The organism is Streptomyces sp. NBC_01515, assembly GCF_045040345.1.
In the GTDB taxonomy this organism is placed as follows: Bacteria; Actinomycetota; Actinomycetes; order Streptomycetales; family Streptomycetaceae; genus Streptomyces.
The window spans coordinates 7,362,024-7,387,489 of record NZ_CP109416.1; the positions used below are offsets into that span (position 1 = coordinate 7,362,024).

At 71.1% G+C, this 25,466-nt stretch carries 23 protein-coding genes; 16 read left to right on the plus strand and 7 right to left on the minus strand.

Annotated features, from left to right (window positions below):
* Positions 1-73 precede the first annotated feature (73 nt).
* The 3 genes from OG407_RS33495 (at position 74) to OG407_RS33505 (ending at position 2,412) form a co-directional block, all read left to right on the plus strand.
* Entirely contained in the window at positions 74-715 is a 642-nt protein-coding gene (locus tag OG407_RS33495) for a DUF6758 family protein (RefSeq protein WP_405863243.1), read from the plus strand.
* 174 nt (positions 716-889) lie between these two features.
* A complete protein-coding gene (locus OG407_RS33500) occupies positions 890-1,747 on the plus strand; it encodes a PHP domain-containing protein (RefSeq protein ID WP_403591227.1) in 858 nt (285 codons plus the stop codon).
* A gap of 59 nt (positions 1,748-1,806) precedes the next feature.
* Positions 1,807-2,412, plus strand: a complete 606-nt coding sequence (locus OG407_RS33505; protein ID WP_405863244.1) for a MarC family protein — start codon at positions 1,807-1,809, stop codon at positions 2,410-2,412.
* A 145-nt stretch (positions 2,413-2,557) separates the two neighbouring features.
* On the opposite strand, the gene OG407_RS33510 is transcribed toward OG407_RS33505, so the two are convergent.
* Entirely contained in the window at positions 2,558-2,710 is a 153-nt protein-coding gene (locus OG407_RS33510; RefSeq protein ID WP_019058373.1) for a hypothetical protein, read from the minus strand.
* A gap of 196 nt (positions 2,711-2,906) precedes the next feature.
* Between OG407_RS33510 and OG407_RS33515 the strand changes: the two genes are divergently transcribed.
* Entirely contained in the window at positions 2,907-3,800 is an 894-nt protein-coding gene (locus OG407_RS33515; protein ID WP_328679254.1) for an NYN domain-containing protein, read from the plus strand.
* A gap of 3 nt (positions 3,801-3,803) precedes the next feature.
* On the opposite strand, the gene OG407_RS33520 is transcribed toward OG407_RS33515, so the two are convergent.
* Entirely contained in the window at positions 3,804-4,682 is an 879-nt protein-coding gene (locus OG407_RS33520) for an alpha/beta fold hydrolase (protein WP_405863245.1), read from the minus strand.
* A 128-nt stretch (positions 4,683-4,810) separates the two neighbouring features.
* Complete coding sequence (locus tag OG407_RS33525) at positions 4,811-7,471, minus strand: DEAD/DEAH box helicase (protein ID WP_405863246.1); 2,661 nt, start codon at positions 7,469-7,471, stop codon at positions 4,811-4,813.
* Positions 7,472-7,950: 479 nt separating this feature from the next.
* Between OG407_RS33525 and OG407_RS33530 the strand changes: the two genes are divergently transcribed.
* Positions 7,951-8,688 carry a ferritin-like fold-containing protein gene (locus OG407_RS33530; protein ID WP_405863247.1) on the plus strand — a complete coding sequence of 246 codons (738 nt, stop codon included), beginning with the start codon at positions 7,951-7,953 and terminating at the stop codon, positions 8,686-8,688.
* Positions 8,689-8,694: 6 nt separating this feature from the next.
* Here OG407_RS33530 and OG407_RS33535 read toward each other — a convergent pair whose 3' ends face one another.
* From OG407_RS33535 to OG407_RS33550, 4 genes are all read right to left on the minus strand, one after another.
* A complete protein-coding gene (locus OG407_RS33535; protein ID WP_405868756.1) occupies positions 8,695-8,964 on the minus strand; it encodes a hypothetical protein in 270 nt (89 codons plus the stop codon).
* A gap of 168 nt (positions 8,965-9,132) precedes the next feature.
* Positions 9,133-9,360, minus strand: a complete 228-nt coding sequence (locus tag OG407_RS33540) for a DUF3107 domain-containing protein (protein ID WP_019072095.1) — start codon at positions 9,358-9,360, stop codon at positions 9,133-9,135.
* Positions 9,361-9,494: 134 nt separating this feature from the next.
* A complete protein-coding gene (locus tag OG407_RS33545) occupies positions 9,495-10,139 on the minus strand; it encodes a TetR/AcrR family transcriptional regulator (RefSeq protein ID WP_328679242.1) in 645 nt (214 codons plus the stop codon).
* A gap of 225 nt (positions 10,140-10,364) precedes the next feature.
* Positions 10,365-10,550, minus strand: coding sequence for a hypothetical protein (locus tag OG407_RS33550; RefSeq protein WP_403591210.1), 186 nt, complete (start codon positions 10,548-10,550; stop codon positions 10,365-10,367).
* Positions 10,551-10,700: 150 nt separating this feature from the next.
* On the opposite strand from OG407_RS33550, the gene OG407_RS33555 reads away from it, so the two are divergent.
* From OG407_RS33555 to OG407_RS33605, 11 genes are all read left to right on the plus strand, one after another.
* Positions 10,701-11,906, plus strand: a complete 1,206-nt coding sequence (locus OG407_RS33555; protein ID WP_405863248.1) for an alpha/beta fold hydrolase — start codon at positions 10,701-10,703, stop codon at positions 11,904-11,906.
* 750 nt (positions 11,907-12,656) lie between these two features.
* Positions 12,657-14,219: a DUF3152 domain-containing protein gene (locus OG407_RS33560; protein WP_405863249.1), complete on the plus strand. Its 1,563-nt coding sequence runs from the start codon at positions 12,657-12,659 to the stop codon at positions 14,217-14,219.
* Between the two features lie 56 nt (positions 14,220-14,275).
* Complete coding sequence (locus OG407_RS33565; RefSeq protein WP_366489715.1) at positions 14,276-14,368, plus strand: Ms4533A family Cys-rich leader peptide; 93 nt, start codon at positions 14,276-14,278, stop codon at positions 14,366-14,368.
* Between the two features lie 204 nt (positions 14,369-14,572).
* Complete coding sequence (locus tag OG407_RS33570; RefSeq protein WP_405863250.1) at positions 14,573-16,291, plus strand: ABC transporter substrate-binding protein; 1,719 nt, start codon at positions 14,573-14,575, stop codon at positions 16,289-16,291.
* 4 nt (positions 16,292-16,295) lie between these two features.
* Positions 16,296-17,393: an ABC transporter permease gene (locus OG407_RS33575; protein ID WP_405863251.1), complete on the plus strand. Its 1,098-nt coding sequence runs from the start codon at positions 16,296-16,298 to the stop codon at positions 17,391-17,393.
* Positions 17,390-18,388, plus strand: a complete 999-nt coding sequence (locus OG407_RS33580; RefSeq protein ID WP_405863252.1) for an ABC transporter permease — start codon at positions 17,390-17,392, stop codon at positions 18,386-18,388. Before OG407_RS33575 ends, OG407_RS33580 begins: the two co-directional genes overlap by 4 nt.
* A complete protein-coding gene (locus OG407_RS33585) occupies positions 18,385-20,010 on the plus strand; it encodes a dipeptide ABC transporter ATP-binding protein (RefSeq protein WP_405863253.1) in 1,626 nt (541 codons plus the stop codon). The genes OG407_RS33580 and OG407_RS33585 overlap by 4 nt, the downstream gene beginning before the upstream one ends.
* A gap of 325 nt (positions 20,011-20,335) precedes the next feature.
* Positions 20,336-22,072 (plus strand): DUF3492 domain-containing protein, encoded by a 1,737-nt coding sequence (locus OG407_RS33590; RefSeq protein WP_405863254.1) that lies wholly within the window; start codon positions 20,336-20,338, stop codon positions 22,070-22,072.
* The gene (locus tag OG407_RS33595) at positions 22,069-23,580 is read left to right on the plus strand and encodes a hypothetical protein (protein WP_405863255.1); all 1,512 of its coding nucleotides are present in this window, start codon (positions 22,069-22,071) and stop codon (positions 23,578-23,580) included. The genes OG407_RS33590 and OG407_RS33595 overlap by 4 nt, the downstream gene beginning before the upstream one ends.
* Positions 23,581-23,724: 144 nt before the next feature.
* Positions 23,725-24,684, plus strand: coding sequence for an NAD(P)-dependent oxidoreductase (locus tag OG407_RS33600; RefSeq protein WP_033282020.1), 960 nt, complete (start codon positions 23,725-23,727; stop codon positions 24,682-24,684).
* The gene (locus tag OG407_RS33605) at positions 24,672-25,421 is read left to right on the plus strand and encodes a spherulation-specific family 4 protein (RefSeq protein WP_405863256.1); all 750 of its coding nucleotides are present in this window, start codon (positions 24,672-24,674) and stop codon (positions 25,419-25,421) included. The genes OG407_RS33600 and OG407_RS33605 overlap by 13 nt, the downstream gene beginning before the upstream one ends.
* Positions 25,422-25,466 lie beyond the last annotated feature (45 nt).

A 25,466-nucleotide genomic window follows, 5' to 3' on the forward strand; every position in this document is an offset into this window, starting at 1 on the left:
GCTCCGTGAGTGGCCCGGCCGGACGGGTGATCGTCCTTGACGTGCGCGGGTGAGGGTAGGACCGTGGGGCCCTATGAGGGGCGAACCCAGTTGCCCGAAGTGTGGTGGCCGGGTCAGGGCTCCCGGACTCTTCGCCGATTCCTGGCAGTGCGATCTCCACGGGACGGTGCATCCGCTGCAGCCCGTGATCCCGCCCAGCGTCGAGGCGCTCAGTGTGGTGGTGCACCGGACGAAGGTGCCGGTGTGGATGCCGTGGCCGTTGCCGGTCGGATGGCTGTTCACCGGCGTGGCCTGTGCGGGGGACGACCGTAGTGGGGGGCGGGCTACGGCGGTCGCGTGTTCCGGGCCGGGGCCGCTCGGGGGCATCGGGGAGTTGATCCTTGTCGCCGAGGAGCTGGGGGTCGGTCTCGGGGCGCGGTATGCGGGGATCGACGGGCCGGATCCTGGGCCCTACATGAACGTCGAGAAGCCTGCGCAGACGAAGTTGTTGGCTGCGGGGCGGCCTACGCCGTTGTGGCACGTCTCCACGGCGCCGGATGATCGGGCCGTTTTCGCCGGGGAGGCGTTGGGGTTGTGGCTGTGGGCCGTTGTGTGGCCCGAGCAGTCGGGGTTGTTGATGTATGACGAGCTGGTGTTGACGGATTTGCGGGATGCGGGGGCCGAGGTTGATCTCGTGCCGTGTGGGGCGTTGTCGCCGCGCTTGCTGGAGCCGTAGCGCCTGAGGGGGGTGCCTCGCTCGGTTGTGGGGCGGGTGCGGGCTCGTTGTGGCTGGTCGCGCAGTTCCCCGCGCCCCTTGGTTGGCTGCCCTGAGCGGTGTTCATGAGGGGCCCGGGGTTGCCGTTACCCTTGAGTGGTCCCTTTTCGTATCGTCACCGTCTGGAGTCTGCGCGTGCGTATCGATCTGCACACCCACTCCACGGCCTCGGACGGGACGGACTCGCCCGCTGAGCTGGTGCGGAATGCCGGTGCTGCTGGGCTGGACGTTGTCGCGCTGACCGATCACGACACCAGTCGTGGGTATGCGGAGGCGATCGAGGCGCTGCCCTCGGGGCTCACTCTTGTCACCGGGGCCGAGATGTCCTGTCGGATCGACGGGGTGTCCATGCATCTGCTGGCCTACCTCTTCGACCCGGAGGAGCCTGCTCTGCTCGCCGAGCGGGAGCTGGTTCGGGACGATCGGGTGCCTCGGGCCCGGGCCATGGTGGGGCGGCTTCAGGAACTGGGTGTGCCGGTGACCTGGGAGCAGGTCGCCCGGATCGCCGGGGAAGGGTCCGTCGGGCGGCCTCATGTGGCCACCGCGTTGGTCGAGTCGGGTGTTGTGCCCACGGTGAACGACGCGTTCACCGGGGAGTGGCTCGCCGACGGTGGGCGCGCTCATGTGGCCAAGCACGAGACCGATCCGTTCGAGGCGATTCGGCTGGTGAAGGCTGCGGGGGGTGTGACCGTGTTCGCGCACCCGGGTGCCAGCAAGCGCGGGCACACCGTGCCCGAGGCCGCCATCGCCGAGATGGCCGCTGCCGGGCTCGACGGTATCGAGGTCGAGCACATGGACCACGACGCCGAGACTCGGGTGCGGTTGCGGGGGCTCGCCAAGGAACTCGGGCTGCTCGCCACCGGGTCCAGTGACTATCACGGGAGCCGGAAGAGCGTGCAGCTCGGGGAGTACACGACCGATCCCGAGGTGTACGGCGAGATCACGCGGCGCGCCACCGGGGCGTTCCCGGTGCCGGGGGCCGGCGGAGTCTGACGCCCGCCGCCGTCCGTTCGTCCCCGTTCACTCTCACCTGCAAGGCTCGTGGCTCACCCATGTTCGACGTCGCCGTCTTCGGCTCCCTCTTCCTGACCCTTTTTGTCATCATGGATCCCCCTGGGATCACCCCGATCTTCCTCGCGCTGACCGCCGGACGACCGTCCAAGGTGCAGAAGCGCATGGCCTTCCAGGCCGTGTGTGTCGCCGGTGGTGTCATCACCGTCTTCGGGCTGCTCGGGCATCAGATCCTCGACTATCTGCACGTCTCCGTGCCCGCGCTGATGATCGCGGGCGGGCTGCTGCTCCTGCTCATCGCGCTCGACCTGCTCACCGGCAAGACCGACGAGCCCAAGCAGACCAAGGACGTCAACGTCGCCCTCGTGCCGCTGGGCATGCCGCTGCTCGCCGGGCCGGGTGCGATCGTGTCCGTCATCCTCGCCGTGCAGAGGGCCGACAGCGCGGCCACGCAGGTGTCGGTGTGGACGGCGATCCTCGCCATCCATGTCGTGCTGTGGCTGGTGATGCGGTACTCGCTGCTGATCATCCGGGTCATCAAGGACGGCGGGGTGGTGCTGGTGACGCGGCTCGCCGGGATGATGCTCTCCGCCATCGCCGTGCAGCAGATCATCAACGGGATCACCCAGGTGATCCGGACGAGCTGAGCGGGGCCGGAAACGCGGAAACCCCGCACGGCGTCGGTGCCGTGCGGGGCTCTGAAGTGTGGTCGCGATCCGCGTCGGGGTCGCGGGCTCTGTCGTAGGTATTACGTCGTCGGTGTTACGTCGTAGGTAGTGCGCGGCCTCGGTGTTACGAGGCCTTGGTCTCGGCGGGACGGATCCACAGGCGCTGTCCGATGGCGGCGGCCTGTTGCACGATCCGATTGACGGAGGCGGCGTCCACGACGGTGCTGTCCACGGTGGTGCCGTCGACCTCGTCGAGACGCATGATTTCGAAGCGCATGGGCTTCTCCCTTCGTCTGGTCATCCTCCTGAGGAGAACTACTTGGTTACGTATGTAGTCAACGGGATGCGTGTTACAAACATTCCCTACGCTAAGGAAATTTTTCGCACGCCTAATTACTGACCGGTAAGAGATCGACGCGAGACTGACCGGGACCGGTTGTGTTCGCAGCGTGACCGCCGGGACAATGGAGGCGATGAACGACGACCTCGCGGCCCTCAGCGCCCGCATCGACCGCACGAACGAGCTGCTGCAGCGCATGCTCGCCGAAGTGGCGAAGACGCCCTCGACGCATGCGATCTTCGTCGACGCCGGGTATTTGTATGCAGCCGCGGGCCGGCTCGTCTCCGGGACCGAGGACCGACGCACCTTCGACCTCGACGCCGAGGGCCTCATCGAGGCGCTCATCGACAAGGCCCGCACGATCTTCGCGGACAGCCGGCTGCTGCGGGTCTACTGGTACGACGGTGCCCGGCGGCGCATCCACACCTCCGAGCAGCAGGCCATCGCCGAACTCCCGGACGTCAAGGTGCGGTTGGGCAATCTGAACGCCAACAACCAGCAGAAGGGCGTCGATTCACTCATCCGCTCCGACCTGGAGTCCCTCGCCCGGCACCGCGCCATCAGCGACGCGGCCCTCATCGGCGGCGACGAGGACCTGGTCTCGGCGGTCGAGGCGGCCCAAGGGTACGGCGCCCGCGTCCACTTGTGGGGCATCGAGGCGCCGGAGGGACGTAACCAGGCGGAGCCGCTCCTCTGGGAGGTCGACAGTCAGCGCACCTTCGACCTCGACTTCTTCAAGCCGTACGTCTCCCGGCGCGCGTCCGCCGTCTACGAGGCCGCCGCCACCCGGCCCACCCGCGACGACGTCCGTTTCGTGGGCGCGCAGATCGCGGCGAAGTGGCTCGCGGCGCGGGGGAGGGAAGCGCTGGTGGAGCTGCTGCCCGGGCATCCGTATCTGCCGGGGTCCGTCGACCAGGACCTGCTGGTCGAGGCGGAGGGGCTGCTGCAGTACTCGCTGCGCGGGCAGGCCGATCTGCGGCGGGCGCTGCGGGACGGGTTCTGGGAGCACCTGCAGACGCAGTACTGATATTCAGGGGGCCGTGCTGTCCCAGAAGTCGGCGATGGCCTGTGCCGTCGCGGCCGGCTGGTCCGTGTTCGGTGAGTGCTCGGCCCGCGCGATGACCGTCCGCCGCGCCTTCAGCCGTACGGCCATGTCGTCCAGGAGCGGCACCGGCCAGGTGTCGTCGCGCGAGCCCGACAGGACATGGACGGGGAGCGGGACTGCGGCCAGTTCGGCTACGCGGTCCGGTTCCACGCACAACTGCCGTCCGGTGGCCAGGAGTTGGGCCGGCTTGGTGCCCAGCCAGCGGCGGCGCAGGTCGGCCCGGTCGTCGAGACCCTCGTCCAGCGCACCGCCGGTCTCGGTCTCCTCCGGTGCGTCCATCGCCTGGATCGCGTCCCACACCTCGGCCATCGACATCACGGCGAGCGCGTCCCGCAACAGCTTCACGCGCTGCTGCTGGGAGGCCGAGATCTCCGCCGGCCCCGACGACATCAGCGTCAACGACACGAACGGCGTGGGATCGAGGAGTACGGCCGCCCGCGCGATGTGCCCGCCGAAGGAGTGCCCGAGCAGGTGCACCGGCGCGCCCACGGTCTCGGCCAGCGCGAGCACGTCCAGTGCCAACTCGTCCTGGGTGTAAGGGGATTCGTCGTCCGCGGGGCCGTCCGTCTCGTACTGGCCCCGCCCGTCCACGGCCACGGTCCGGTACCCGCGCGCCCCGAACGCCTCGTGCAGCGGGTTGAAGTCCTCCTTGCTCCCGGTGAACCCCGGCAGCAAGAGCGCGACCCCCTTCGGCTCGACACCGTCACCCGCGGGCGAGTCCACGACGGCGAACTCACCGCGAGCGGTCCGCAGGGGGTACGCGCGAGCGCCGGGGGGCGGGGTGAAGGAGGGGGGCCTACTCATGGGTAGAGGTTAACCGGCAAGCCGGAGCGGGAGGGGGACGGGAGGGTGTGACCGGGGTAACGGGCTGGTGGAACGCCGATGGCCCGACCCACGTGAAGTGGACCGGGCCATCGGCGTCACTGAGCTGGTCAGGCCTCGGTGGCCTCAACTGCCGCCGTCGCCGCGGTCTTGCGCGGGCGGCGCACCCTCGGCTTCGCCTCGGGCGCCTCCGCCGTCTCGGTCACGACCGGGGCCTCGGCGGCCTTGCGGGTCGTACGACGACGCGGCTTGACCTCCGCCTCCTCGGCCAGCTGCGCCGGGATCTCGGCGGTGGCGGCCGTCTTGCGGGCCCGACGGGGCTTGGCCTCGACAGCCTCGGCCGTGTCGACAGCGGCGACCGCCGCCTTACGGGTCCGACGCGGCTTGGCCTCGGCGACGACCTCCGCAGGTGCCTCAACGGCAACGGCAGCGGCCGTCTTACGGGTGCGGCGCGGCTTGCTCTCGACAGCCTCGACCGTGTCCACGGCGGCCTCGGCGGCGACCGCGGCCTTACGGGTGCGGCGCGGCTTGGCCTCGGCGACCTCCACCGGTGCCTCTACGGCAACAGCGGCGGCCGTCTTGCGCGTACGGCGCGGCTTCGCCTCGACGGCCTCGGCGGTGTCCACGGCGACGACCTCGGCCGGAGCCGCGGTCTTCCGGGTCCGCCGCGGCTTGGTCTCCGCCACGACCGGCGTCTCCACGGCCTCCACCACCGGCTCCGCGACCTTGCGGGTACGGCGCCGGGGCGTGGCCGCCACGGCGTCGCCCTGCTCCTCGACCACCTGCGCGGGGATGTCGGCGACGGCCTTGCGGGTCGCGGTACGGCGACGCGGCTTGGCCTCCTCGACGGCCTCGACCGTGTCGACGGCCTCGACCGCCTCGACCGGAGCCGCGGTCTTCCGCGCCCGGGTCCGACGCGGCTTGGCCTCGACGGCCTCGGCCGTGTCGACCACGGCCACGGCGGCGGATTCGGCAACAGCGGGGGTCGCGACCTCGACCGGCTCCGCGGCCTGTACGGCCTTGCGGGTCCGGCGGCGCGGCTTGGTCTCCTCGACCGGAGCCTCGACCACGGGGGCCTCGACCACCGGGGTCACTGCCGCGGTCTCGACCGCGGGCTCCGCCGACTTCCGCGTACGCCGACGGCGCGACGTCGTCGGGGCGTCCAGGGCCGAACCCTCAGCCGTGGCTACGGCGCTCTCCGCGACCTCGGACACGGGCGTGACGGGCGTGGAGGTGACTGTCGTGGCCGGCAGCTGCTCTCCCGTCGCTCCGTTGCGGTTGCGGCGACGGCGGCGCGGCGTGCGGGTCGCGGTGTCCTCGGAGGCGGCCACCGCCGTCTCCTCCGGAGAGGACGACGGCACGGCCGTAGCCGCCGAAATCCCTTCCATCGGGGTGCCGTTGCGGGTACGACGGCGGCGGCGCGGGGTGCGCGCCGCGCGCTCGGTGTCGGCGGGACGGGACTCGTCGCGGCTGTTGTCACGGCCGCTGTCGCGACCGCCCCGGCCGGCGTCGCGACCGCTGTCACGGCCACCACGACCGCCATCGCGACCGCCCCGGCCACGCGGGCCGCCGCGACCGCCGGTCTCGCCGAGGTCCTCGACCTCCTCCGCGGCCAGCCCGGCGCGGGTGCGCTCCGAGCGGGGCAGGACACCCTTGGTGCCCGCGGGGATGTTCATTTCCTCGAAGAAGTGCGGGGACGTGGAGTACGTCTCCGGCGGGTTCGGGAAACCGAGGTCCAGCGCCTTGTTGATGAGCTGCCAGCGCGGGATGTCGTCCCAGTCGACGAGGGTGACCGCGATGCCCTTGGCGCCCGCGCGGCCGGTGCGGCCGATGCGGTGCAGGTAGGTCTTCTCGTCCTCGGGGGACTGGTAGTTGATGACGTGCGTGACGCCCTCGACGTCGATACCGCGGGCGGCGACGTCGGTGCAGACGAGCACGTCCACCTTGCCGTTGCGGAACGCGCGCAGCGCCTGCTCGCGGGCGCCCTGGCCGAGGTCGCCGTGGACCGCGCCGGAGGCGAAACCGCGCTGCTGGAGCTGGTCGGCGAGGTCGGCCGCCGTGCGCTTCGTACGGCAGAAGACCATGACCGGGCCCCGGCCCTCGGCCTGCAGGATGCGGGCGACGAGCTCGGGCTTGTCCATGTTGTGCGCGCGGTAGATGAACTGCTTGGTGTTCGCGACCGTCGCGCCCTCGTCGTCCGGCGAGGTGGCGCGGATGTGCGTGGGCTGCGTCATGTAGCGGCGCGCGAGACCGATGACGGCGCCCGGCATGGTCGCCGAGAACAGCATCGTCTGACGCTTGGCCGGCAGGAAGTTGATGATCTTCTCGACGTCGGGCAGGAAGCCCAGGTCGAGCATCTCGTCGGCCTCGTCCAGGACGAGCGACCGGATGTGCTTGAGGTCGAGCTTCTTCTGGCCCGCGAGGTCGAGCAGTCGGCCCGGGGTGCCGACGATGACGTCGACGCCCTTGCGGAGCGCCTCGACCTGCGGCTCGTAGGCCCGGCCGCCGTAGATGGCGAGGACGCGTACGTTGCGCACCTTGCCCGCGGTCAGCAGGTCGTTCGTGACCTGCGTGCACAGCTCGCGCGTGGGGACCACGACGAGCGCCTGCGGGGCGTCGGTCAGCTGCTCGGGCTTGGCCCGGCCCGCCTCGACGTCGGCGGGGACGGTGACGCGCTCCAGGAGCGGGAGGCCGAAGCCCAGCGTCTTGCCGGTGCCGGTCTTGGCCTGGCCGATGACGTCCGTGCCGGAAAGGGCTACGGGGAGCGTCATCTCCTGGATCGGGAAGGGGGAGACGATACCGACGGCCTCAAGGGCCTCAGCGGTCTCGGGAAGGATTCCGAGCTCTCGGAAAGTAGTCAGGGTGCTGCCTCTTCTGTGTGCGCGGTGCGAGGCGAGCGCGGGGGTCGTGTCAGGACCGTGCCGGGACGTCGGCTGCCTTACGGACAACCCGCGAGGGCAAGCCGTACTGCACGGGACCACTGCCGACGCTCTAGCGCTCGAACCGCTGAGGGTCCCCCTCCGAACGACGTACGCAACATGCCGTACGGGCGAGGAGGGCTGTCGGGTCGGAGCCGATCGGGCCACCGACCGGGCATCCTCATTCGTGCGGCCCGGCGAATACTCGGCGGGCGCATTACCACCATACCCCGGAATCACGCACATGCGTTGGCCGATTTGGTCACGTTGTCGTCGTCACACTGATTGACCAGGGACTTCCGCCGTGCTGTGAGCGGGCTATTGTGCGCTTCATGACGACCGCTGACAACGCCTCCGACGCACCCGCCGAACCCACCGGAGTCGCCGCCCAGGACTGGGCCACGGCCTCCGTCGACCCGCGGTACCGCAACGCGGTCGTAGACCTGCTCGGCGCGCTCGCGTACGGCGAGCTGGCGGCGTTCGAGCGGCTCGCGGAGGACGCCAAGCTGGCGCCGACGCTCTCGGACAAGGCGGAGCTGGCGAAGATGGCGTCGGCCGAGTTCCACCACTTCGAGCAGCTCAGGGACCGGCTCACGGAGATCGGCGCCGAACCGACCGAGGCGATGCAGCCGTTCGTCGCCGCACTCGACGGCTTCCACAAGCAGACGGCGCCCTCGGACTGGCTGGAGGGCCTCGTCAAGGCCTACGTAGGCGACTCGATCGCCAGCGACTTCTACCGCGAGGTCGCCGCCCGCCTCGACAAGGACTCCCGCCTGCTGGTGCTCGGGGTGCTCGACGACACCGGGCACGCCAGTTTCGCGGTGGAGAAGGTACGCGCGGCGATCGACGCGGAACCGCGCGTGGGGGGCCGACTCGCCCTGTGGGCACGGCGGTTGATGGGTGAGGCGCTGTCGCAGTCCCAGCGGGTGGTCGCCGACCGGGACGCGCTGTCGACGATGCTCGTGGGTGGTGTGGCGGACGGCTTCGACCTCGCGGAGGTGGGCCGGATGTTCTCCCGGATCACCGAGGCGCACACCAAGCGGATGGCGGCCCTGGGGCTCGCCGCCTAGTCCAGGTCACGCGGGGGCGGATCGTCCCCGGAGCCGTCGCGAGGGTCGAAGGAGCAGCGAGAGCGAGGCCGCCGAGACGACCGCCGCGCCGAGCAGGCTCGCGAGTCCGGTGCCGGGGCCCAGCGCGCTGTGGGTGACGAAGTCACCGAAGAGGGCTCCGGCGACACCCGTGGAGAACACCAGGGGGCGGGTCGGCAGACGGTGTGCGAGCCGGTGCGTGGCGGCCCATGCGAGCAGCACACCCAGCACAGCGGAGCCGAGCGCTTCCAGGATCATCACGGGGGTCCCTCCCACGGCCGTCGTCGTTGTGCGGTCGTAGCCGGTCATACCCGTGACCTGCGGAATGCAATCCTCCCCTGTGGGTGACTTGTGCTCCATCTGTGGTGGAAACGCGAGGGGGCCCGGTGACCTCCGCGGTCACCGGGCCCCCTCGTGCGTTCGCGACTACAGCGCGCCGAAGCCCACCTTGCGCGGGGCCGCCTCGCCGAGCTCGACATACGCGAGCCGGTCGGCGGGGACGAGGACCTTGCGGCCGTGCTCGTCCACGAGGCTCAGCAGCGGAGCCTTCCCGGTCAGCGCCTCGGCCACGGCCTGCTCGACCTCCTCGGCGCTCTGACCGGTCTCCAGAACGATCTCGCGAGGCGTGTGCAGCACGCCGATCTTGACCTCCACGGCTATGTCCCTCCGACGGTCAGCAAAGTGCGCGATCTTCCGCGCTGTACGCAGCACACATTAGCCCGGCGAGGGGACGTAGATGTTCCGCGCCGGAACGCCAAGAGCGAACAGCCCACGGGAACAAACGACCGTCAGTGGTGCTGTTCGCTGCCGTGCAGCGGGAAACCGGCGATGCCGCGCCACGCCAGCGAGGCCAGCAGCTGGACCGCCTGGTCGCGCGGGACGCTGCGGTCGCTGTGCAACCAGGAGCGGGCGACGACCTGGGCGAGACCGCCCAGCCCCGAGGCCAGCAGCATCGACTCGTCCCGCGACAGGCCGGTGTCCTCGGCGATGACCTCGCAGATCGCCTCGGCGCACTCGTTCGTCACCTTGTCGACGCGCTCGCGCACGGCGGGCTCGTTCGTCAGGTCCGACTCGAAGACCAGCCGGAAGGCGCCGCCGTCGTCCTCGACGTAGGCGAAGTACGCGTCCATGGTCGCCCGGACGCGCTGCTTGTTGTCCGACGTCGACGCGAGCGCGGTGCGCACCGCCTGGATCAGCGACTCGCAGTGCTGGTCGAGGAGGGCGAGGTAGAGGTCGAGCTTGCCCGGGAAGTGCTGGTAGAGCACCGGCTTGCTGACGCCGGCGCGCTCGGCGATGTCGTCCATCGCGGCCGCGTGGTAGCCCTGCGCGACGAAGACCTCCTGGGCGGCGCCCAGCAGCTGGTTCCGTCGGGCACGGCGCGGCAGGCGGGTGCCCCGCGGGCGCGCCGCCTCTGTCTGCTCGATGGCTGTCACGCCGCCTCCCAAATGTCGTCCTCATGCGGTGAGCGCCGCGCCGCCATCGTACTTTTCGGTAACCGTGGTGTGCGCGGTGCGAGCGCAGAATTTCACGTACCGGACGATGGTGAAAGCGGCGCGAATGCCCCTAGAAGGGGATGTAGAGGTCGCGGGCGGTCGGAGGTTAAGTGGCTTCTTCTTACTGAAGGGGCTCGGTCCGCCTGCTGAAGGGGCCGGTCGGTGTCACCGGTAGTCGTCTTCGTCGAGGGCGACGACGCGGGCCTGTTCGACCACGTCGGCCTCGTTGGCTTTGGCCGGGTCGACGTCGGTCGGTTGTTCGTCGGCGGTGTCGTCCTCGGGGGCTTCTACGTCGAACGGGGTGTCGCTCTCGTCCTCGAAGGTCTCCGGATCGCTGGGGTCGACGGTCATGGCGGACTCCCTTCCTGGTACGTCCTGAGCCTAGGAGACTGTGGGCAGGGGTGCCATGGCGGACGCCGTGGGGCTGTCGTAGGTGGTTGCCGTAGGGCTTGTGACGGCGAACACACGAGCTACTGCGTGATCGTCTCGTAACATTGCCGCATGTCTTCGACAGAGCTGCCTTCCGTGTCGGCCGCCACCAGCGTGCTCCCCAAGGTGGCGCCCGTCAGGGTCGGCGAGGGGGAGCGGCTCAGGTCGGTCGGGCTGCCGGGGATCACCCTGACGGTGCGGTCGAGAGATGCGGTGCGCGAAGGACTGCCGCCGGCGCTGTACGTCCACGGGCTCGGCGGTTCCTCGCAGAACTGGTCGCAGCTCATGGCCGAGCTCGACGGCCTGGTCGACAGCGAAGCCCTGGACCTGCCGGGCTTCGGCGACTCCCCGCCACCGGACGACGGCGACTACTCCGTCACCGGGCACGCGCGCGCGGTCATCCGTTACCTCGACGCGGCCGGGCGCGGCCCGGTGCACCTCTTCGGCAACTCACTCGGCGGCGCGATCACCACGCGCGTGGCGGCGGTGCGCCCGGACCTCGTCCGCACGCTCACGCTGATCTCCCCGGCCCTGCCGGAGATCCGCGTCCAGCGCTCGGCGGTACCGACCGCGCTGCTGGGCCTCCCGGGGGTCGCGTCCCTGTTCACCCGCATCAGCAGGGAGTGGACAGCCGAACAGCGCGTCCGCGGTGTCCTCGGCCTCTGCTACGGCGATCCCGGCCAGGTGACCCCGGAGGCGTTCCGGTACGCGGTCGAGGAGCTTGAGCGACGACTCCAACTCCCGTACTTCTGGGACGCGATGGCCCGTTCCTCCCGGGGCATCGTCAACGCGTACACCCTGGGCGGCCAACACGGCCTCTGGCGCCAGGCCGAACGCGTCCTCGCCCCCACCCTCCTCGTCTACGGCGGCCGCGACCAACTCGTCGGCTACCGCATGGCCCAGCGAGCGGCCCGCACCTTCCGCGACTCCCGCCTGCTGTCCCTCCCGGACGCGGGGCACGTCGCGATGATGGAGTACCCGGAGTCGGTGGCGGCGGCGTTCCGTGAACTCCTGGCGGATGCGGGGGAGTTGGGAGAGGCCGGGAAGCCGGGGAAGCGGGGAGAGCCGACGGGATCCGGTGCGGGTGCGGATGCCGCGCGGGGACGTCGTGCTGTCGAAGCGGACGGTTTCGGCCGAGGTGGCGTGAGCGGTGCGCGGGGGTCCCGGGGCGGCGGTTCAGTGAGTACGGTGAGTGATGCCGGCGGCGCGGGAACGGGCGCGGGGTCCGGATCCGGTGCCGGGCACGATGGCAACGACGATACGAACGCGGGGAGTTGAGGGGGCGACGTGGGACGCCATAGTCGCCGTAGGTCCCCTGCGAAGGGTGACTCCGCGGACGTAGGCAGCGGTGGGGCGGGGAAGGGCGGAGCGGGCGCGCAGGGGGCTTCTCGGGAGGCTCAGGGGGCGCAGCGGGGGCAGGGGCAGGGGGGTCAGCCTGGTTCTGCTGGTTCTGGTCCTGGGTCCGGATTTGGGTCTGCGGCTGGGGCTGTACCTGGCCGACAGCAGCCTTCTGGGAGCGGGAATCCGGGGTACGGGGCGTCGAGCCTGCCGGACGGGACGGCGGCTCGTGGGATGCCGGGTCCGGGGATGGTCGACGGCACGGGTGCGCGGGGAGGTCCGTGGGCTCAGGGTGGGCCGACTGCTCAACCTGCTCAAAGGGGGCCGCGTCCTCAGGGCGGGTCTCCCGCGCAGGGCGTACCGGGTTTCGCCGGTGGGACTCCGGGTCATGGAGTGCCGCCCTTCCAAGGGGCGCCGCCTGCGCAGGGTGTACCGCGTTCCGCGGACGGGACTCCCGCTCACGGAGTGCCGCGCTTCCAAGGCCAGCCTTCCGCTCAAGGTGGGCCGCGTCCCCCGGAGGGGATTCCCGCTCACGGAGTACCGCGCTACCAGGGGCAGCCGCCCGCTCAAGGTGGGCCGCGTCTTCCTGATGGGACCCCGGCTCACGGGTCGCCGCGTTTCTTCGGTGGTGGTTCTGCGGCTGGAGGGACCCGTCTCCCTGATGGCACTCCCGCGCGTGGGGTCCCGCGTTTGCCGGACGGCTGGTCCGCGCAGGGGGCGCCGGGTTCCGCTGACGGCACTCCGGGGCACGGCGTTCCCCGGCTTCCGGACGGGACGCCGGCCCATGGATTTCCCCGGTTGGCCGATGGCACTCCGGCTCATGGTTTTCCGAGGCTTCCCGATGGCACACCGGCTCGTGGTGTTCCGCGTGCGCCGGACGGCACCTCCGCGCAGGGCACTCCCCGTTTTCCCGACGGCACTCCGGCCCATGGGTTTCCGAGGCTGCCCGATGGCACTCCCGCGCGCGGGATCCCTCGCTCGCCGGATGGCACCTCACGCGCGCGTTCCGGCCATCCTGAGCAGCCTGAATCCGGGGGTGCCTGGGGTGAGTTGAGAGGGCGGAGCGGGGTGGGGCCCGGTGAGCAGCGCGGGCCACTCGGCGCTTCTCAAAGCCCGACCACCGCACCCGGTACGCCAGGCGCGTCCGGTGTACCCCAGAGCCCCGTCGCCGGTACGCCCTCCGCTCCGGGCCCGGGGCTCCCCATCCCCCGGCAGCGCCAGGCCCCTCAAGCCGGTTCCCGGCGAGGCGGGCACGCCGGTCGTAGTCCCCGGCAGGACTACGTCGACGCCTTCGAAGCGGACGCGGACGGCGACGACGTCTTCGCGCCCCGGACCGGCGTCGCGACCCACCCCTCCGACCCGTACGGCTCCGTCACCACCTGGACCCCCGAGAGCGACGCCGACGACGCGCCCCCTGCCGACCTCGACTCCGCGTCCGCGCCCGGCAAGGGCCGTAAGGGACGGACGTACACCGGTATCGCGGCCGCCGCCGTCACCACCGTGCTGGCTGTCATCGTGGCCGGGCAGGTGGCCAAGGACGGGGACGGGGACGGTGACGGGACGCGGTCGCAGGCGGCCGCTGATCGGGCCCGGGATGCCAGAGAGGCGGCCTCGCCGCAGGCAAGCGCGTCCAGTGCGCCGCGCCTGGTGGCCCTGACGTACGCCCAGAAGATGGCCAAGAAGTACCCGCTCAGCGCGAAGCTCAAGGGGCCGGACAAGTTCGACGCGGTGCCCGGTGTCGACAAGGCGCCCGGCAAGGGGCGCAAGTACACGTACCGCGTGGACGTGGAGAAGGGGCTCGGGCTGGACGGGACGCTCTTCGCGGAGGCCGTGCAGAAGACGCTGAACGACAAGCGGAGCTGGGCCCACAACGGCGCCCGTACCTTCGAGCGGATCTACACGGGCAAACCGGACTTCGTGATCACCCTCGCCAGTCCTGGTACCACCGCCACGTGGTGTGCCAAGTCCGGGCTCGACACCACCGAGGACAATGTGTCGTGCGACTCGGCGGCCACCGAACGTGTGTTGATCAATGCGTATCGATGGGCGCAGGGGTCATCAACATATGGGGACAAGATGTACGCGTATCGACAGATGTTGATCAACCATGAGGTCGGTCATCGTCTCGGCTACGGGCACGTCACCTGCGACAAGGACGGCGAGCTGGCGCCCGTCATGCAGCAGCAGACCAAGTTCCTCGATCACGACGGGATCCACTGTCTGCCGAACCCCTGGCCGTACCCGGGCAGTTGACCGGCGACGCTTATGTCACATTGACACGAGCCGCAACTTCCATCATATTTTTGCGCATGTGGTCTAGTCATGTCCCGAGCCGCGCCACCATCGAGCTGGCGCTCATCGGCGTGACCCCGATCTGCGTGGCCGACATCCTCTGTCGCTGAACACCGCCCCTGGCGTTCGTGTCGCGACCCGCACCACCACGCCCTTGCCCGTGTGACCTCGGCAGGGCTTTTTCGACGACCTGACGCCAGGGCAGACGGCTGTTCACTTCCGTCTCACTCCTCGTCCATCAGTCTCACTATTCGAGAAATCTCCTGGAAACCCCAGCGGGATCCCCGAAAGTCACCCGAGAGGTCGTCATTCCGATGCGTCAACCGTCCGTCATAGCCCGGCGCGTGGCCGTGGCATCCGTCAGCCTGGCCGTGGCAGCGGGTGCCGCCGCCTGCGGGCCGAAGGACAACGATGCCAAGGCTTCCGGCGGCGACTCCACGCCCCACAAGGGCGGCACGCTCACGGTCCTGAACGCGCAGCCCCAGGAGGACTTCGACCCGGCCCGCCTGTACACCTCCGGCGGCGGCAACGTCCCCTCCCTCGTCTTCCGCACGCTTACCACTCGCAACCGCGAGAACGGCGCGGCCGGCGCCAAGGTCGTCCCGGACCTCGCCACCGACACCGGGCGCCCCAACAAGGACGCGACCGTCTGGACGTACACCCTGAAGAAGGGCCTCAAGTACGAGGACGGCACCGCGATCACCTCGGCCGACATCAAGTACGGCATCGAGCGCTCCTTCGCCCCCGAACTCTCCGGCGGCGCGCCCTACTTGCGGGACTGGCTGGTCGGCGCGGCCGACTACCAGGGGCCGTACAAGGACAAGAAGGGGCTCAGCGCCATTGAGACTCCCGACAGCCGGACCATCGTCTTCCATCTGAACAAGCCCGAGGGCGAGTTCCCGTACCTCGCCACGCAGACGCAGTTCACGCCCGTCCCGAAGGGGAAGGACACGGGCACGAAGTACGAGGAGCACCCGGTCTCGTCCGGCCCGTACAAGGTCGTCAGCAACCAGAACGACGGTGAGACGATCGTCCTGGAGCGCAACAAGTACTGGTCCACCGCGACGGACGCCGAGCGCAAGGCCTACCCGGACAAGATCGACGTGAAGTCGGGGCTCGACTCGTCCGTGATCAACCAGCGGTTGTCCGCGTCCCAGGGGACGGACGCCGCGGCTGTCACGACGGACACCAACCTCGGGCCCGCCGAACTCGCCAAGGTGACCGGCGACAAGGAACTCGCCGCGCGCGTCGGCACCGGGCACTTCGGTTACACGAACTACATCGCGTTCAATCCCAAGGTCGCGCCGTTCAACAACGTCAAGGTGCGGCAGGCGATCTCGTACGTCATCGACCGCTCGTCGGTGGTGAACGCGGCGGGCGGTTCGTCGCTGGCCGAGGCCGCGACCACCTTCCTGCCGAACCAGAAGTCCTTCGGGTACGACCCCTACGACCTCTTCCCGGCGGGCGCGTCCGGCAACGCGGCGAAGGCCAAGGAGCTGCTCAAGGAGGCCGGTTACCCGAAGGGGATCACCGTCACGCTGACGCACTCCAACGACAAGGACTTCGAGACCAGCCCGGAGATCGCGACCGCGATCCAGGACGCGCTCAAGAAGGCCGGCATCACCGTCAAGCTCCAGGGCCTGGAGATCAACGACTACAAGGACAAGATCCACAGCGTCAAGACCGAGCCGGGCTTCTTCCTCGCCCACTGGGGTGCCGACTGGCCCTCCGGCGGTCCCTTCCTCGCCCCGATCTTCGACGGCCGCCAGATCGTCAAGGACGGCGCGAACTTCAACACCGGCCTGCTCAATGACAAGTCGGTCAATGCCGAGATTGATTCGATCAACAAGTTGACGAATCTTGACGAGGCCGCCAAGCGATGGGGTGCACTGGACAAGAAGATCGGCGAGCAGGCCCTGACCGTGCCGCTGTTCCACCCCGTCTACAAGCGACTGGTCGGCAAGGACATCAGGAACGTCGTGATCAGCGACTGGACCGGCGTCCTGGACATCTCCCAGGTCGCGGTCAAGTAACCCCATGAGCGAGGCACTTGTCGCCTCCCAGGCCGCCGGGACGGGCCTCTCCGTCCCGGCGGGCTCGGGGGCCCGTCAGTTCTGGCGGCGGCTGCGAGCGCAGCGCGCCGCCCTCGTCGCGGCGGCCGTCGTCGCCCTGCTCGTCCTGGTCGCCCTCGCCGCGCCGCTGCTCACCGCGATCGAGGGCCAGGACCCCTTCACCTACCACCCCTCGCTCATCGACTCCGCGCGCGGGGGCGTGCCGACCGGCTCCCTCGGGGGCATCACCGGCGACCACTGGCTCGGCGTCGAACCGCAGACCGGCCGCGACCTGTTCGCCCGGCTCGCCTACGGCGCCCGGGTCTCGCTCGGCGTCGCCCTGGGGGCGACCGTCGTGCAGGTCCTCATCGGGGTCGTGATCGGTGTCGCCGCCGGGCTCGGCAGCCGATGGGTTGATCAACTGTTGAGCCGGATCACCGACATCATCGTGGCGATGCCGTTGATGATCATGTCGTTGGCGCTGCTCGCGATCGTGCCCAACAGCTTCCCGAGGCCCCTGCTGGTCGCGGGCGTCATCGGGCTGATCGCGTGGGGCAACGTCGCGAAGATCGTGCGCGCCCAGACACTCACCCTGAAGGAACTCGACTACGTCTCCGCCGCCCGGCTCAGCGGCTGGGGCACCTGGCGCATCGCCCGCCGCGAACTGCTGCCCGGCCTCGCCGCGCCCGTCATCACCTACGCCGCGCTCCTCTTCCCGATGAACATCAGCGCCGAGGCCGCGCTGTCCTTCCTCGGTGTCGGCGTGAAGCCGCCGACGCCCTCCTGGGGACAGATGCTCACCGCCGCCGACGTCTGGTACCAGGCCGCCCCGCAGTACCTGCTGCTGCCCGCCGTCGCCCTCTTCGTCACCGTCCTGGCGCTGACCGTCCTGGGCGACGGCATCCGCACGGCCCTCGACCCGCGCGCGGCCTCCCGCCTGCGCATCGGCACGGGCCGCAAGCGCGAGGCGAAGGCGGACGCGAGCGCCAAGAAGGCGACGACGGATGGGAACTCCGGCCAGTCAACAGTTGACCTGAGCGTCAATGCGGTCAATGCGAGCGGCGAGAAGGAGGACCCGGCATGAGCGGCTTCGGAGGCTTCGTCCTGCGCCGAGGCATCGGCACCGTGATCACCCTGTTCGCCATCTCGGTGATCGTCTACGTGGTCTTCTTCGTCACCCCCGGGAACGTCGCCCAGATCACCTGCGGCCCGCGCTGCTCCCCGGAGCAAGTGCACCAGGTGGCGCAGCAGTTGAGGCTCGACGACCCGTTGTACCTCCGCTACTGGCACTTCCTCCAGGGCATCCTCGTCGGCCAGGACTACTCGACGGGCACCTCCGTGGAGCACTGCTCGGCGCCCTGCCTCGGGCAGTCCTACCAGGGCGACCAGCAGGTCACCCAGCTGATCCTGGCCAAGCTGCCGGTCAGCCTGTCGCTCGTGTTCGGCGCGATGGTGCTCTGGCTGATCCTGGGCGTCGGCACGGGCATCCTGTCGGCGTGGCGGCGCGGCCGGTTCACCGAGCGCCTGCTGACCGGCATCACCCTCGCGGGCGTCGCCACCCCGGTGTTCGTGATCGGCCTGGTGCTGATGATCGTCGTCTGCGGGCAGCTGCAACTGCTGCCCTTCCCGCAGTACGTCGGCCTCACCGACGACCCCGAACAGTGGGCCTGGAACCTGCTGTTGCCCTGGCTCTCCCTGGCCCTCATCGAGGCCGCCGCGTTCGCGCGGCTCACCAGGGCGTCGATGCTGGAGACGCTCGCCGAGGACCACATCCGCACCTTCCGCGCGTACGGCGTGGGGGAGCGGTCGATCATCGGGCGGCACGCGCTGCGCGGGGCGTTCGCGCCGATCATCGCCCTCAACGCGAACAACGTCGGTTCGGCGATCGGCGGTGCGGTGCTCACCGAGACGCTGTTCGGGCTGCCCGGCATCGGACAGGAACTCGTCCATGCCGTCAATGTCGTCGATCTGCCGGTGGTCGTCGGCATGGTCCTGGTCATCGGCTTCTTCGTGGTCATCGCCAACGCCGTCGCGGACGTGCTGTACGCGGTGGCCGACCGACGGGTGGTGCTCGCATGAGTTCGGCGGACGGCTCGGTGGACGTCCTGGCGGACGTCCTGGTGGAAGTCACCGACCTGACGGTCGGGTTCGGGTCCCTACGGGCCGTGGACGGCCTCTCCTTCCGGCTGGAGAAGGGTGCCGCGCTGGGCCTGGTCGGCGAGTCCGGCTCGGGCAAGTCCACGGTCGCCTCGGCCCTGTTGGGGCTGCACCGCGGCACGGGGGCCGACGTCGGCGGCTCGGTGCGGGTGGCCGGCATCGACGTACAGGAGGCGTCCGACGCGGACCTGCACCGGCTGCGCGGCGGCAAGGCCGCGATGGTCTTCCAGGACCCGCTGTCGTCCCTGGACCCGTACTACGCGATCGGCGACCAGATAGCCGAGGTCTACCGCGTGCACACGCGCGTGTCCCGTCGGGCCGCACGCGCGCGTGCCGTCGAGGTACTGGACCGCGTCGGAATTCCGGACGCGGTACGGCGATCCCGTTCGCGCCCGCACGAGTTCAGCGGTGGCATGCGGCAACGCGCCCTCATCGCCATGGCATTGGCCTGCGAGCCGGACCTGTTGATCGCCGACGAGCCGACGACCGCGCTCGACGTGACCGTCCAGGCCCAGATCCTGGACCTGTTGCACACGCTGCGCGAGGAGACCGGTCTGGGGCTGCTGCTCGTCACGCACGACGTGGGTGTCGCCGCCGGGAGCGTCGACGAGATCCTGGTCATGCGGCACGGGCGGGCCGTCGAACACGGGCCGGTGGGCACGGTCCTCGGGGCGCCGACCGAGCCGTACACCCGGGACCTGCTCGGCGCGGTCCCGCGCGTGGACGTGCCGCGCGCGCTCTCAGCGGCGTCCTCAGCGCCCGCGGAGGTCGTTCTGGAGGCGACGGGCCTACGGCGTGAATTCGGGCGCGGGAAGCGGGCGTTCGCGGCCGTGGACGACGTGTCGCTGACGATCCACCGGGGCGAGACCCTCGGCATCGTGGGCGAGAGCGGCAGCGGCAAGACGACGCTTGGCCGGATGCTGGTCGGGCTCCTTAAGCCGACGGCCGGCGAGATCAAGCCCGGCGGCGGCGTCCGCCCCGACGTCCAGATGGTGTTCCAGGACCCCGTCTCCTCCCTCAACCCCCGCCGCAGTGTGGGCGAGTCGATCGCCGACCCGCTCCGCGCGCGGGGCGAACGCGACGAGGAGAGCATCCGGGGGCGCGTACGCGAACTCCTGGAGCGCGTGGGGCTCGAAGGGGCGCACTACGACCGCTACCCGCACGAGTTCAGCGGCGGCCAGCGCCAGCGCGTCGGCATCGCACGGGCGCTCGCGGCCGACCCGCGCGTGATCGTGTGCGACGAGCCGGTCTCCGCGCTCGACGTCACCACGCAGGCCCAGGTCGTCGCCCTGCTCGGCGAACTACAGCGCGAACTCGGCCTCGCGCTCGTGTTCGTCGCCCACGACCTCGCCGTCGTCCGCCAGGTCAGCGACCGGGTCGCGGTGATGCGACGCGGGAGGATCGTTGAACAAGGCCCCGCCGACGAGGTCTACGACTCCCCGCAGGACCCTTACACGAAGCAGCTCCTGGCTGCCGTACCGGCCCTCGATCCCCAGGTCGCGGCCCAACGGAGGTCGGCCCGAAGGGAGTTGGCGACGACGTGACGGTGCCGTCGCGACGACGAGACGGTGCCGTCGCGACGACGAGACGGTGCCGTCCTTACGACGGGACTGTGCCGTCCCCGCGACGTGACGGCCTCGTCGCTACGGCGCCGTAGCGACGGCACGACAGCGGTCTGACGTTCCGTACGCGATTGATCTCTTAGCGCGACGGAACGCGATCCGCACCGGAAAGTTACGCCCGTTCACCCCTTTTGGTGGCGCGATGGACAACCGTCCGTCGCGCCACCGCCTTGTCCGCATACGTTCGTCCCGCTGCGAGCCGCCGGGTCAACGGCGGCTCCCCATATGGGAGATCGGGGGTGTGCCCGTGCGCATAGGACTGCTTACGGAGGGTGGCTATCCGTATGTGAGCGGTGACGCCAGACTCTGGTGCGACCGGCTCGTACGCGGGCTCGGGCAGCATGAGTTCGACATCTACGCGCTCAGTCGCAGCGAGCGCCAGGAGGACGAGGGCTGGCTCGAACTGCCGCCCCAGGTCGCCCGGGTGCGGACCGCGCCGCTGTGGACCGCCGAGGACGACGGGGTGACCCTCGGGCGCCGTGCGCGCCGGCGGTTCGGTGAGTGCTACGAGGAACTGGCGGCCGTGCTGTGCGAGGGGGACGGCCAGGCCCCGGAGGCTGCGGAAGGGGTGCTCGGCGAATCGGGGGAGCCCTCCGCCGATGTGGCGGACCGTTTCGCCAACGCGTTGTACGGGCTCGCGGAACTCGCCCGCGACGAGGGCGGACTCGTAGGCGCGCTGCGTTCAGAAAGCGCCGTACGTGCGCTGGAACGCGCCTGTCGTGCGCCCGGCGCACTCCGTACGGCACGCGAGGCACGCGTACCCGAACTCCTCACCGTCGCCGCGCAGTTGGAACGTTCCCTGCGCCCCCTCTCGCTCGACTGGTACGAGGACGACGCCCTCGGCTCCGTGGACCTCTGCCACGCGACCGCCGGCGGCACCGCGGCCCTGCCCGGACTGCTCGCCCGCCACTTCGCCGGCGTACCGCTCCTGGTGACCGAGTACGGCGTACAGCTCCGGACGCACTACCTGGCCTCCGCCGACGCGCCGCCCGCCGTACGGGCCCTGCTCGCCGCCTTCCACGGCAGGCTGGCCGCCGAGATCTACCGGCGGGCCACGCTGATCACCCCCGGCAACAGCCACACCCGCCGCTGGCAGGAACGCTGCGGCGCCGACCGTACGAAACTCCGCACGGTTCACCCGGGCATGGAGGCGACCCGCTTCGCGGAGGTGGGCGAGGCGCCCGACGGCGCGGACCCGGACACGCTCGTGTGGGTCGGCCGGGTCGAACCCGCGAAGGACCTGATCTCGCTGCTCCACGCCTTCGCGGAGATCCGCAAGGATGAGCCCAAGGCGCGCCTGAGGATCGTCGGCGCGCCGTCCGGCGCCGAGGGCGAGGCCTACCTGGGCCACTGCCGGGCGCTGGCCGCCCAGCTCTTCCCCGACGAGGCCGAGGGTGTGCACGCGGTCGGCGACAACCCGGTGTCCTTCGAGGAGATCGGCGGCCCGGACGCCCCCACGCTCGCCGAGGCGTACGCGGCCGGCACGGTGATCGTCCTCTCCAGCGTCGTCGAGGGCTTCCCGCTCAGCCTGGTCGAGGCCATGTTCTGCGGCCGGGCGACCGTGTCCACGGACGTCGGCGCGGTGGTCGAGGTCATCGGCGGCACGGGGCTCGTCGTGCCCCCGCGCAATCCGCGGGCGCTCGCGGAAGCGTGTGTGAGCCTGTTGCGCGCCCCCGAGCGCCGCGAGCGCCTGGGCGCCGCCGCACGCGCCCGAGCACTCGAACTGTTCACCGTCGAGCAGAACATCGCGGCATTTCACGGCATTTACCTGGAGATCGTCTCGCACTCCCCGGTACGCCGGGTCGTCCTCGACGAGTCAGGTGATCCCCTTCCCTTCGCAGCCCCCGCCGAGTCCCACGTCCCCGGCCGCTGGACCGGCCCGATGGCCCGCGTCGTGGCCCGCGGCGGCCCCACCTGGGCGACGGCGACGGGAACACCGGTACGCGCCACAACTCCGCTGCCGACGACGGAGGCGGCCCGATGAGCGGCCTCGGCGAACTCGACCGCCCCGGGACACCCGGCAGCGCGGGGGCGTGGGACGCGCGATCGGAGGAGTGGCTCGGGGAGAACGGGCAGAGCGGGGAGTCGGGGGCGGCGGGTGAAGCGCCGGGCGAGCAGTTGGCTGTCGGTCAGGATGCCGGTGACGTGCGTGTCGCCGTAGACCGCGAGGAAGCGGTACCGGTCGCCGGCCAGGACGCCGGTGATGCCGGTGTCGCCGTAGCCGGTGACGAAGCCGTGCCGGCCGCCGGCCCAGACGCTTACGACACCGCCCGGATCACCGCCGCCCCGGCTCCACGCGCCGCCCGCCCCGCAGACGACGCCGAGCAGCCACACCCCCGTACGGCGCCCGCGCCAACCCCTCGCGCCACCGACCGCAAGCCCGCCCCCACCCGCCGCGGCGCCGCCGACCCGGTCAAGGCGTTGATGCACCGCCACCGCGAGCTGTGCGAACGGGCCGTCGACCCGCTGGAGATCGCGGCGGGGCTGGAGGCCCACGGCGTCACCGATCGGACCGCCGCCCGCTTCCGGCACCGGGACGTGTTCTCGCTCGCCGAGGAGATGTACGCACGCGTGCCCCGCGACGACGCGGCGGCCCCGCCCTCCGACGCCGTGGCCGCGCAACCACCCCGAGCCGCCTGGGCCGTACTCGCCCTCCTGCCCGGAGTCCTCTGCGCCGCGGCCGTGACCGGTGTGCGGCTCACGGACGGTCGGCTGCGGCTGGCGGTGGTCGTCGGCGGTGTTCTCGCCGTGGCGCTCGGTGTGCGCGCGGCCCTCGGCCGCGGCCCGCTGAGCAATCCGCCCGGCACGCACGCGTGGCGCACGCCCCCGGGCACCCGCCTGTGGACGTACTGGCTGCTCGCCTACGCCCTTCTCGGCGACGGGCTGCTCCGCGCCGCGGACGACGGCGGCCCCGACGGCCTGCCGACCGGCCTCGCGGGCGGACCGTGGCCCACGGCCACCGCACCGGTCCTGGCCCTCACGCTGGCCTGCGTCCCCGCGGCCTGGTGCGCCCACCGCTTCGCCGTACGCGCCCGTCGCAAGCTCGCGACCAGTCGCGGGCTTGAGGACTTCGCCGACTCCGTACGACCGCTGCTGCTCGGCATGTTCGCCCTGTTCCTGTGCGCTCTGACCGCCCTCCTCGCCGTCTGCGGCGCGGCCCTGGGCGAGCCCGCCGCGTACGTCCAGGCCATCACCCTGGGCGCCCTGTTGCTGCTCGCCCGCCTCCTCACCGTCCACGGCTTCACCCGCGCCCCGACCCTCGCGCTCGGCGCGGCTGCCGCGACGGAGGCGACGGCCCTGGCCCTGGACCTCATCGGCCGGCTCCCCGGCTGCGGCTTCCTGGCCACCCCCGTCGAAACCGTCCTGGAGTCCTGGGGCCCGGGCGGCATCCCCGCTCTGGCCTGCGGAGCAGCCGCCCTGGCCCTCCTGTTCCACACCACCCGCACGCTGACCAGAGCCTCCGCGCACGCGCCGGCGGACGAGCCGCGGTGACGCCGCCGATGACCCGCACCAACCAGAGGCGTCACCCAGCCGCAGGCGCCCGGCCCCACCGCCGGAGGCAACCGCATCACCCTGTGAAGGAGAACACCAGATGATCACCTCCCGATCCGGAGAGTCGGCCCCGGGAGCCGTCCGATGAGGGTCCTGCTGATCGGAGCCAACGGCTACCTCGGCCGCTTCGTCGCCGACCGCCTGCTCGCCGACCCGGCCGTCCAGCTCACCGCGCTCGGCCGCGGCGACGACGCCGACGTCCGCTTCGACCTCGCGACCGGCAGCCCCGGCGCGCTCACCCGCTTCCTCGACGCCGTCCACCCCGGAGTCGTCATCAACTGCGCCGGGGCCACCCGGGGCGGCGCCCGCGAACTCACCCGGCACAACACCGTCGCCGTCGCCACCGTCTGCGAGGCCCTGCGCCGCAGCGGCTGCGGAGCCCGGCTCGTGCAGATCGGGTGCGGCGCGGAGTACGGCCCCAGCCAGCCCGGTTCCTCCACGGCCGAGGACGCCGTACCCCGCCCCGGCGGCCCGTACGGCGTCAGCAAACTCGCGGCCACCGAACTGGTCCTGGGCTCAGGCCTCGACGCCGTGGTGCTGCGTGTCTTCTCGCCCGCCGGACCTGGCACGCCCGCCGGGTCCCCGCTCGGCCGGCTCGCCGAGGCCATGCGCCGGGCCATGCAGTCCGGCGACGGCGAACTCAAGCTCGGCGGCCTGGGCGCGCAACGCGACTTCGTCGACGTACGGGACGTGGCCCGCGCGGTCCACGCCGCTTCGCTCTCCGCCGCGCAGGGCGTCATCAACATCGGCTCGGGCCGCGCGGTCCGGCTGCGCGACGCCGCCGCGGTCCTCGCCCGCGTGGCCGGATACGGCGGCGCGCTGCACGAACTCGACGGCCCGCCCGGCCCGTTGAGGGCGGCCATCGGGCACCCGCGCACCGACCCCGACCACGCGGCCCCGGTCGCGTACCCGTACCCGGACGGCTGCGGCAGCTGGCAGCAGGCCGATGTGCGCACCGCGCGCGACCGGCTCGGCTGGCGGCCCCGGATCAACCTCGAAGAGTCCCTCGCCGACATCTGGATGGAGGCTGCATGCCGCATCTGACCAGCACGACCCCGGGCACCGCGAGCACCGGCGTCCGCACCGGCTTCGGCATCCCCGGCTACGCGCACCCCTTGGTCGCCCCGACCGAATGGGGCGAACTCACCCGCCCCGGCACCCCCTTGGACTGGGTCGTCCTCAACGTCGCCTCCGGCCCGGGGGCCCGCCCCGACCCGCACTGTCTGGAGGCGGCCGGGCGGCTCCGCAACACCGGCGTCCGCGTCCTCGGCCACCTGGACGCCGCCCACGGCGCCCGCACCTTCGGCGACCTGATCTCCGAGGCGCACCGCTACCGCGACTGGTACCAGGTCGACGGCTTCCTCCTGGACCGCTGCCCCACCGAACGGGCGGCGCTCCCCGAGGCCCGCCGCACGGTCGGCGCGCTCCGCGAGATCCGTGACGGCGCACACATCGTCCTGGGGCACGGCACCCATCCGTACCCCGGCTACGCCGAGTGCGCCGACCAGTTGGTGACCTTCTCCGGGCCGTGGAGCGACTACCGCTGGTCGCAGGTGGCCGAGTGGACCGCCGACTACCCGCCCGAGCGCTTCTGCCACTTCGTGCACGGTGTCCCGCGCGGCCATCTCGACGAGGCGCTGCGCATCGCCCGCTGGCAGGGCGCCTCGACCATCTACTTCACCGACCGCACCGATCACGGCGGGCGCACCGACCCCTGGGAGACCATGCCCGGCTACTGGGACGAGATCGTCTCGCGGATCGGAACGGGTGTCTCGGAATGAAGAAGGGCATGGCAGTGTTACGGGGAGAACAACTGTAGTGATTGA

What these genes read in the sequence shown, in the direction of transcription:
- OG407_RS33530 (WP_405863247.1), top strand. Translation starts at nt 7,951, where the DNA reads ATGACGACCGCTGACAACGCCTCCGACGCACCCGCCGAACCCACCGGA.
- OG407_RS33595 (WP_405863255.1), top strand. Translation starts at nt 22,069, where the DNA reads ATGAGCGGCCTCGGCGAACTCGACCGCCCCGGGACACCCGGCAGCGCG.
- OG407_RS33565 (WP_366489715.1), top strand. Translation starts at nt 14,276, where the DNA reads ATGTGGTCTAGTCATGTCCCGAGCCGCGCCACCATCGAGCTGGCGCTC.
- OG407_RS33605 (WP_405863256.1), top strand. Translation starts at nt 24,672, where the DNA reads ATGCCGCATCTGACCAGCACGACCCCGGGCACCGCGAGCACCGGCGTC.
- OG407_RS33600 (WP_033282020.1), top strand. Translation starts at nt 23,725, where the DNA reads ATGAGGGTCCTGCTGATCGGAGCCAACGGCTACCTCGGCCGCTTCGTC.
- OG407_RS33535 (WP_405868756.1), bottom strand. Translation starts at nt 8,964, where the DNA reads ATGATCCTGGAAGCGCTCGGCTCCGCTGTGCTGGGTGTGCTGCTCGCA.
- OG407_RS33570 (WP_405863250.1), top strand. Translation starts at nt 14,573, where the DNA reads ATGCGTCAACCGTCCGTCATAGCCCGGCGCGTGGCCGTGGCATCCGTC.
- OG407_RS33510 (WP_019058373.1), bottom strand. Translation starts at nt 2,710, where the DNA reads ATGCGCTTCGAAATCATGCGTCTCGACGAGGTCGACGGCACCACCGTG.
- OG407_RS33580 (WP_405863252.1), top strand. Translation starts at nt 17,390, where the DNA reads ATGAGCGGCTTCGGAGGCTTCGTCCTGCGCCGAGGCATCGGCACCGTG.
- OG407_RS33515 (WP_328679254.1), top strand. Translation starts at nt 2,907, where the DNA reads ATGAACGACGACCTCGCGGCCCTCAGCGCCCGCATCGACCGCACGAAC.
- OG407_RS33495 (WP_405863243.1), top strand. Translation starts at nt 74, where the DNA reads ATGAGGGGCGAACCCAGTTGCCCGAAGTGTGGTGGCCGGGTCAGGGCT.
- OG407_RS33550 (WP_403591210.1), bottom strand. Translation starts at nt 10,550, where the DNA reads ATGACCGTCGACCCCAGCGATCCGGAGACCTTCGAGGACGAGAGCGAC.
- OG407_RS33555 (WP_405863248.1), top strand. Translation starts at nt 10,701, where the DNA reads ATGTCTTCGACAGAGCTGCCTTCCGTGTCGGCCGCCACCAGCGTGCTC.
- OG407_RS33505 (WP_405863244.1), top strand. Translation starts at nt 1,807, where the DNA reads ATGTTCGACGTCGCCGTCTTCGGCTCCCTCTTCCTGACCCTTTTTGTC.
- OG407_RS33520 (WP_405863245.1), bottom strand. Translation starts at nt 4,682, where the DNA reads ATGAGTAGGCCCCCCTCCTTCACCCCGCCCCCCGGCGCTCGCGCGTAC.
- OG407_RS33575 (WP_405863251.1), top strand. Translation starts at nt 16,296, where the DNA reads ATGAGCGAGGCACTTGTCGCCTCCCAGGCCGCCGGGACGGGCCTCTCC.
- OG407_RS33525 (WP_405863246.1), bottom strand. Translation starts at nt 7,471, where the DNA reads ATGACGCTCCCCGTAGCCCTTTCCGGCACGGACGTCATCGGCCAGGCC.
- OG407_RS33585 (WP_405863253.1), top strand. Translation starts at nt 18,385, where the DNA reads ATGAGTTCGGCGGACGGCTCGGTGGACGTCCTGGCGGACGTCCTGGTG.